Source organism: Streptomyces sp. NPDC054840, assembly GCF_053611065.1.
The window spans coordinates 1-7393 of the sequence record NZ_JBSGZP010000366.1; the positions used below are offsets into that span (position 1 = coordinate 1).

At 69.6% G+C, this 7393-nt stretch carries 10 protein-coding genes; 5 read left to right on the top strand and 5 right to left on the bottom strand.

What is annotated here, in order from left to right; translation table 11 throughout:
* Positions 1 to 242, top strand: a 242-nt coding sequence (locus ACWGIU_RS23795; RefSeq protein WP_453708869.1) for a hypothetical protein, incomplete at its 5' end; no start/stop codon positions are given.
* 171 nt (positions 243 to 413) lie between these two features.
* On the opposite strand, the gene ACWGIU_RS23800 is transcribed toward ACWGIU_RS23795, so the two are convergent.
* The gene (locus tag ACWGIU_RS23800) at positions 414 to 1055 is read right to left on the bottom strand and encodes a DNA-3-methyladenine glycosylase (protein ID WP_453708871.1); all 642 of its coding nucleotides are present in this window, start codon (positions 1053 to 1055) and stop codon (positions 414 to 416) included.
* Between the two features lie 108 nt (positions 1056 to 1163).
* On the opposite strand from ACWGIU_RS23800, the gene ACWGIU_RS23805 reads away from it, so the two are divergent.
* The 3 genes from ACWGIU_RS23805 (at position 1164) to ACWGIU_RS23815 (ending at position 3182) form a co-directional block, all read left to right on the top strand.
* The gene (locus ACWGIU_RS23805) at positions 1164 to 1946 is read left to right on the top strand and encodes a sporulation protein (RefSeq protein ID WP_453708873.1); all 783 of its coding nucleotides are present in this window, start codon (positions 1164 to 1166) and stop codon (positions 1944 to 1946) included.
* A 49-nt stretch (positions 1947 to 1995) separates the two neighbouring features.
* Complete coding sequence (locus ACWGIU_RS23810; RefSeq protein WP_453708875.1) at positions 1996 to 2529, top strand: YbhB/YbcL family Raf kinase inhibitor-like protein; 534 nt, start codon at positions 1996 to 1998, stop codon at positions 2527 to 2529.
* Between the two features lie 149 nt (positions 2530 to 2678).
* Complete coding sequence (locus ACWGIU_RS23815) at positions 2679 to 3182, top strand: HNH endonuclease (RefSeq protein WP_301372004.1); 504 nt, start codon at positions 2679 to 2681, stop codon at positions 3180 to 3182.
* Positions 3183 to 3241: 59 nt separating this feature from the next.
* Here the strand turns inward: ACWGIU_RS23815 and ACWGIU_RS23820 are convergent, their stop codons facing one another.
* The 4 genes from ACWGIU_RS23820 to ACWGIU_RS23835 all read right to left on the bottom strand — a co-directional run bounded on the left by ACWGIU_RS23820 (position 3242) and on the right by ACWGIU_RS23835 (position 6457).
* Positions 3242 to 4012, bottom strand: a complete 771-nt coding sequence (locus ACWGIU_RS23820) for a sulfite exporter TauE/SafE family protein (protein WP_453708877.1) — start codon at positions 4010 to 4012, stop codon at positions 3242 to 3244.
* An 89-nt stretch (positions 4013 to 4101) separates the two neighbouring features.
* On the bottom strand, positions 4102 to 5088 hold the full coding sequence (locus tag ACWGIU_RS23825; protein WP_030720088.1) for an SPFH domain-containing protein: 987 nt from the start codon (positions 5086 to 5088) through the stop codon (positions 4102 to 4104).
* Between the two features lie 84 nt (positions 5089 to 5172).
* Positions 5173 to 5601 (bottom strand): NfeD family protein, encoded by a 429-nt coding sequence (locus ACWGIU_RS23830; protein ID WP_453708879.1) that lies wholly within the window; start codon positions 5599 to 5601, stop codon positions 5173 to 5175.
* Between the two features lie 61 nt (positions 5602 to 5662).
* Positions 5663 to 6457, bottom strand: a complete 795-nt coding sequence (locus ACWGIU_RS23835) for an ABC transporter ATP-binding protein (RefSeq protein ID WP_453708881.1) — start codon at positions 6455 to 6457, stop codon at positions 5663 to 5665.
* 133 nt (positions 6458 to 6590) lie between these two features.
* On the opposite strand from ACWGIU_RS23835, the gene ACWGIU_RS23840 reads away from it, so the two are divergent.
* Positions 6591 to 7393, top strand: an 803-nt coding sequence (locus ACWGIU_RS23840; protein ID WP_453708882.1) for a hypothetical protein, incomplete at its 3' end; no start/stop codon positions are given.

Here is a 7393-nt window from a genome sequence, read left to right on the forward strand (position 1 = left end):
ATCCACCGAAGTGGACGGGGTATCAACTTCTGGCGTTGATTTTTGGCACGCTGTTGAGTTCTCAAGGAACGGACGCTTCCTTTGTACTCACCCTCAGCACATCGGCTAGGGCTTTCCTCCGGGCTTTCGTTCTGTTCTTGCGTTTCCAACTCTACCAGATCATTTCCGCGCCGTTTCCGGCGATGGATTTGAATTCAGGTGGCCGTTGGGGGCCTTTGCCTTTCGGCGTTCCACCACTTTAGCGCTTATCCCTTGCGGCTCATAATCGAGCCACTGGCCAGGAATTCGGGCGTGCCGAAGAGGACCCCGCCAGGGGTAAGTCGTAGATTGTGGGTTGGCCGCTCTCGGGGTCCGCTGATAGCAGTGCCCCGTTCGAACTGCTCGGACTACGTTAGGCGTCCGGCAGGGCCGAGTCAAGTTGAGCGGCGGCGAGGTGCGTGGGCGCGGTACGGGCTCACCGTCGGGTCGTGGGTGACCCAGAAACGGTACGGGTGGGCCGCGCCGGCTCCGCCCACTCCCGTGCGCGGGCCACTGCTCATCCGGTCCACCGAGGTGGGGATGCCGGTAAGAAGCGACAACGGGGAATCCGGGCCCGCGCAGAGGTCGGTGCCGTCGAGGGAGCGGTCCACGTCCAGGGCCGTGGCCAGACGGGCCGGGCCCTTGGCCAGTTCTCCGGGGTTCCTGGCTGTGACCCGGCGTTTGGCGGCCAGGTCGGCACCCACGGTGACCTCGCCCGCGCGCAGCAGGACCCCGCTCGCGTGACCCGGGGGGCCGCACACCAGGTTGAGGCTGAACCACATGCCGTAGATGAAGTAGACGTACGCGTGTCCGGGTGGACCGAACATCGACGCGTTGCGGTCGGTGCGGCCCCGGTAGGCGTGGGAGCCGGGGTCGGTCTCCCCCTCGTAGGCCTCGACCTCCGTGATGCGCAGTTCGAGGGGGCCGTCCGTCGTGCGGCGGACGAGGATGCGGCCGAGGAGGTCCGGGGCCACGGTGAGGACCGGGCGGTCGAAGAAGGACCTGGGCAGGGGCGTACGGTCAGGGCGCGCGCTCATCCGGTCGAGCGTAGTGGAACGCGCCCGCCTGGAACCGGGGCCTAAGGTTCCGCGTTGATACGGGATAGTCGCGGCGTAGTCGCCAGATCCTTCAAGGGGAGTTAGAGCATGGGCTTCAAGAAGCTGTTCGCGAGCCTGGGCGCCGGTGGTGCTTCGGTCGACACGATCATCACCGAGCCGAACGTCGTGCCGGGCGGAATCGTCCAGGGCGAGGTCCGGATCCAGGGTGGATCCGTGGAGCAGCAGATCGAGGGGCTGTCCGTCGGGCTGCAGGCACGGGTCGAGGTCGAGGGCGGAGATCAGGAGTACAAGCAGGACATCGTCTTCACCAAGCAGCGTCTGGGCGGTGCCTTCAAGGTTCAGCCGGGCGCGCTGCACGTGGTGCCGTTCGGGCTGGAGATCCCCTGGGAGACGCCGATCACCCACTTCGGGGGTCAGCACCTGCACGGGATGAACATCGGGGTCAGCACCGAGCTGGAGATCGCGCGCGCGGTGGACGCGGGCGACCTCGACGCGATCAACGTGCACCCGGTGCCGGCGCAGCAGGCGATCCTCGATGCCTTCCGGCAGCTGGGCTTCACCTTCCGCAGCGCGGACATGGAGCGGGGGCACATCCGCGGGACGCGGCAGTCGCTGCCCTTCTACCAGGAGATCGAGTTCCTGCCGCCGTCGCAGTACCGCGGGCTGCACCAGGTCGAGCTCACCTTCATCTCCGACGGCCGGGAGATGGACGTCGTGCTGGAGATGGACAAGAAGCCCGGTCTGTTCACCGAGGGCAGCGACACCTACCGCTGCTTCCAGGTGGGTCTGCAGTCGTACCAGGAGACCGACTGGGCGGCGTATCTGAACCAGTGGATCGCCTCGGTGGGTTCGCAGCGCAACTGGTTCTAGCCGGTCCTAGGCTCGGACCCGTATCCGCGAGCGATCAGGAGGGTCAGCAGTGACCGAGCAGAACAGGCCGCCTCTTCCGCACGACTTCCACCCCGAGGTGCCCGCCTTCACCGTGACGAGCACGGATCTCGCACCCGGTGCCGATCTGGGTGAGGCGCAGGTGCACGCGGGTGGGAACCTCTCGCCGCAGTTGCGGTGGGAGGGGGCTCCGGAGGGGACGGAGAGCTTCGCCGTGACGTGCTTCGACCCGGACGCGCCGACGGGCAGCGGGTTCTGGCACTGGGTGCTCTTCGATCTGCCGGCCTCGGTGACCGAGCTGCCGGCGGGTGCGGGCAGCGGGACGTTCGAGGGGCTGCCTGCCGGGGCCGTGCACGCGCGGAACGACTACGGGTCCAGGGACTTCGGCGGGGCGGCTCCGCCGCCCGGGGAGCGGCACCGTTACGTGTTCACCGTGTACGCGGTGGACCGGGCGAAGCTCGGCCCCGGGCCGGATGCCTCGCCCGCCGCCGTCGGGTTCAATCTGCGTTTCCACACGCTGGGGCGTGCCCAGCTGATCGGTGAGTACGAGGCGCCCCTCGGCTGATCGTTCCCCGAGCGTTCGCCCGGTCCTGGTCTAAAGAAGGCCAGGACCGGGCATTTTTATTGCGTTGTCCCGCGTGGCGGGCGCGGCCAGAGTGGTTCCGGGCCCTGCCGCCAGGGTGGTCGCGGGCCTGCACACGGGAGGTGGGCGAGATGCGGGACACGCTGGTGCTGAATGCGAGCTTCGAGCCGCTGTCGACAGTGACTCTGAACCGGGCCGTGGTTCTGGTGCTCCAGGACAAGGCCGTCGTCGAACAGTCGCACCCCGAGCTGCGTGTGCGCGCGGCCACCATGGATCTTCCGATGCCCCGGGTGATCAGGCTCTGCAGGTATGTCCGGGTGCCCTTCCGAAGACATGCTCCCTGGTCGCGGAGGGGGGTGCTGGTCCGGGACCAGCACCGTTGCGCGTACTGCGGGAAGCGCGCGACGACCGTGGACCACGTACTGCCGCGGGCCCAGGGGGGCGGGGACACCTGGCTGAACACGGTGGCTTCCTGCGCCGAGGACAACCACCGCAAGGCGGCGCGGACTCCGGAGGAGGCGGGGATGCCGCTCCTCCGGAGGCCGTTCGTGCCGTCGCCCGCGGACGCGATGCTGCTGGCCCTGGGGGTGGCCGGGCGGGAGGCGCTCCCGGAGTGGCTGGAGCGTTCCGCCTAGGCGGATCCCCCGTGTCGAGGTAGCCGGACGCGCTGGGCGACGTAGTTCTTCTACGTCGCTCAGCTGACGAGCAGTTGGACGATGGCGAGGATGCCGACCGTCACGATGACCGTGCGCAGGACGGTCGGCGAAAGGCGGCGGCCGACCTTGGCGCCGATCTGGCCGCCGATCGTGGAGCCGACGGCGATGAGCACGACGGCCGTCCAGTCGAACTCGGCGACGAAGAGGAAGACGACGGCCGCGATGCCGTTCACCAGAGCGGCGATGACGTTCTTGACGGCGTTGATGCGTTGCATGTCCTCGCGGAGCAGCAGGCCCATCAGGCCGAGGTAGAGCACACCCTGGGCGGCACCGAAGTAGCCGCCGTAGGCGCTGGAGAGCAGCATGCCGCCGAGCAGGGCCGGCCCGCCGTCGGGGTGGCCGGTGTCACCTCCGGCGGCTTCCTGGCGTCGGCGCAGCGCGGCGGCGAGCCGGGGCTGCAGGACGACGAGGACCAGGGCCAGTGCGATCAGGACGGGCACGATCGTGTCGAAGGACTCGGACGGCAGGGTGAGGAGCAGGATCGAGCCCGCGAGTCCGCCGACGAGGGATACGGAGCCGAGCCGCAGGATACGGGCGCGCTGGCCCTGGAGCTCCTTGCGGTAGCCGATGGCTCCGCTGATCGACCCGGGCACCAGGCCGAGGGTGTTGGACACGTTGGCCGTGACCGGGGGCAGGCCGGTGGCGAGCAGCACCGGGAAGGTGATCAGCGTGCCGGAGCCGACGATGGTGTTGATCGTGCCCGCGCCGATACCGGCGGCGAAGACAGCGAGTGCTTCCCAGATGGACATGGACTGTGCCATCCCCTTTGCATGAGTGAGTCGCCTCCCCGCCATGAAGGTCGAGGGGCCTCACTGATCATGCAGGAAGGGGTGGCCGGTCAGTCGATGGGGGGCTGTTCGCGGCGTTCCGCGCCGTCCTTGTCCCGGGCGGCCGGGATGCCGCCGCCGTCCTTGCCGGCGTTCTGGGGGTTGAAGCCCGAACCGCCGCCCATGGGGCCGAAGTTGCCCATGGCGCCGGAGAGACCCTTGAGGGCGTCACCGATCTCGCTCGGCACGATCCAGAGCTTGTTGGCGTCGCCTTCGGCGATCTTCGGGAGCATCTGGAGGTACTGGTAGGCGAGGAGCTTCTGGTCGGCGTCGCCGGCGTGGATGGACTCGAAGACGGTGCGGATGGCCTGCGCCTCACCCTCGGCGCGCAGTGCGGCGGCCTTGGCGTCACCTTCGGCGCGCAGGATGGAGGACTGCTTCTCGCCCTCGGCGCGCAGGATCTCGGACTGCCGGACACCTTCGGCCTGGAGGATCGCGGCGCGCTTGTCGCGGTCGGCGCGCATCTGCTTCTCCATCGAGTCCTGGATGGAGGTCGGCGGCTCGATGGCCTTGAGCTCGACCCGGTTGACGCGGATGCCCCACTTGCCGGTGGCCTCGTCGAGCACCCCGCGCAGGGCCGCGTTGATCTCCTCGCGGGAGGTGAGGGTCCGCTCCAGGTCCATGCCGCCGATGATGTTGCGGAGCGTGGTGACGGTGAGCTGCTCGATGGCCTGGATGTAGCTGGCCACTTCGTAGGTCGCGGCGCGCGCGTCGGTCACCTGGTAGTAGATGACGGTGTCGATGTTGACGACCAGGTTGTCCTGGGTGATGACGGGCTGCGGCGGGAAGGGGACGACCTGCTCGCGGAGGTCGATCCGGTTACGGATCGAGTCGATGAACGGGACGACGATGTTGAGGCCCGCGTTGAGAGTGCGGGTGTAGCGGCCGAACCGCTCGACGATGGCGGCGCTGGCCTGCGGGATCACCTGGATCGTCTTGACCAGTGCGATGAAGACCAGAACCACCAGAATGATCAGGACGATGATGATCGGTTGCATGCGGTTCCCCGTGCCCTTCCGGCTGTCTGTGCTGCCCCGTTGATCGGAGTCTCGCAGACCTTGGGGCCGCGAGCAGGCTGGTTGTCACATGACGACGGCGGTCGCCCCGTCGATCTCCACCACGTCGACGGACTGGCCGGGCTCGAAACTGGTGTTCGCGTCGAGGGTGCGCGCGGACCAGACCTCGCCGGCGAGCTTGATGCGGCCGCCGCTGCCGTCGACCCGTTCCAGGACGACTGCGGATCTGCCCCGCAACGCGTCGATGCCGCTGCGGTGTTGGGGGCGCTGGTCCCGGTGGCGGTTGGCGATGGGCCGTACGACGGCGATGAGCGCGACCGACACGATGACGAAGACCAGGACCTGGGCCACCACTTCCCCGCCGAGGGCAGCCGTGACGGCGGCCGCGACCGCGCCGACTGCGAACATGCCGAACTCCGGCATGGCGGTCAGGACGAGGGGGATGCCCAGTCCGACCGCGCCGATGAGCCACCACACCCACGCGTCGATGTCCACATGGTCATGGTAGGTCGGGTGGGCGCGGTCGGGACAGGGTGCGGGAACCCGCAAGAGGGGCTCAGCCGAGGGGAAGCCCCTGGGCGGTCCAGCGGTCGGACCCGTTGCGCTCGACGACCAGCGGGAGGCCGAAGCAGAGGGAGAGGTTACGGGAGGTCAGTTCGAGGTCGATCGGGCCCGCGGTGACGACCTTGCCCTGACGGATCATCAGGACGTGGGTGAAGCCGGGGGCGATCTCCTCGACGTGGTGCGTGACCATGACCATCGACGGGGCGAGCGGGTCACGGGCCAGGCGGCCGAGGCGGCGTACGAGGTCCTCGCGGCCGCCGAGGTCCAGACCGGCGGCGGGCTCGTCGAGGAGCAGCAGCTCGGGGTCGGTCATCAGGGCGCGGGCGATCAGCGTGCGCTTGCGCTCGCCCTCGGAGAGGGTGCCGAACTTGCGGTCGAGGTATTCGGTCATCCCGAGGCGGTCGAGGAAGGCGCGGGCGCGCTGCTCGTCGATGTCCTCGTACTCCTCCTGCCAGGTCGCCGTCATGCCGTACGCGGCGGTGAGGACGGTCTGCAGGACGGTCTGCCGCTTGGGCAGCTTGTCGGCCATCGCGATGCCGGCGACACCGATGCGGGGGCGCAGCTCGAAGACGTCCACCTTGCCGAGGGTGCTGCCGAGGATGGTGGCGGCGCCCTTGGTGGGGAAGAGGTAGCTGGAGGCGAGGTTCAGCAGTGTGGTCTTGCCGGCGCCGTTGGGCCCGAGGATCACCCAGCGCTCGCCCTCCTTCACCGACCAGGAGACCTGGTCCACGAGAGCCCGGCCCTCGCGGACCACGGATACGTCCACCAGCTCCAGAACATCGCTCATGAGCGTGTTGTCACCCCTTGCAGTCACGGTTCTCTGTGCGCCGGTAGACGCAGCCCCAGGGGAAAACCTACGCCACTGGGAGAGGGCTCCGGGGCCGGGGCCCGGTGCCGGGGCCGATCCGTAAAGTAGGGGGATGCTTTTCGAACCACGTTCAGGGCGCTTGGCCGCCTGGGGGAACGCACTGCTGGCAGGTCTAGTCTCGCCCGACGAGGCCGTGTCGTCGATCGTGGGCGAGGACGCCGTGCACCGGGTGGAGGGGCTGCCGGGCGAGACGGGCCCGGTCGGGCTCACCCTGGCGCTCGGCCGGCTGCGCGCGCTGGGGGTGACGGGGCTGCGCGTGGCGCTGCCCGCGCCGGGGCATCCGCTGGGGCTGAGCGGGCCGCCGGAGTTCAATGCGCGCGCCCTGGAGGCCGAGGAGGCGGTCGTCGCGGTGGGCGCGGCGCTGGGTCTGGTGCCTGAGGTGTCCGAGGCCGGTCCGGCCGGGGACGTACACGTGTCGGTGACCTGGCACGTGCTGCCGGTACGGGAGGCCCCGCCGGCCGACGTGCCCTCGCTGAGCGAGGCGGAGCGGGAGCTCGCGGAGGCGCTGCGCGAGGCGACCGAGGCGCTGACCCGGCTGGACGTGGCGGGGTCCGGTCCGGTCGCGGAGGCCGCGCTGTCGGCGTACCGGGCGCGGGCGGAGGCCGGGCGGGAGGCGCTGGCACCGGGGTATCCGGCGCGCGCCGTGCGGGTGCTGGCGCTGGCGCAGCGGGTGGACCTGATGGTGTCGCTGGCGTACGAGAACGGGCACGGGGGTGCGGTGAGCGCGTCCGAGATGGCCGCGCGGGGGGATGCGCTCAGGCCGGTGGAGCGGGTGGCTCGGCGGGCGCAGGTCGCGGCGTACAACTCCGTTGTGGTGGAGCGGGTCTGCGCGTCCAGTTCGTCCCACAGCAGCCG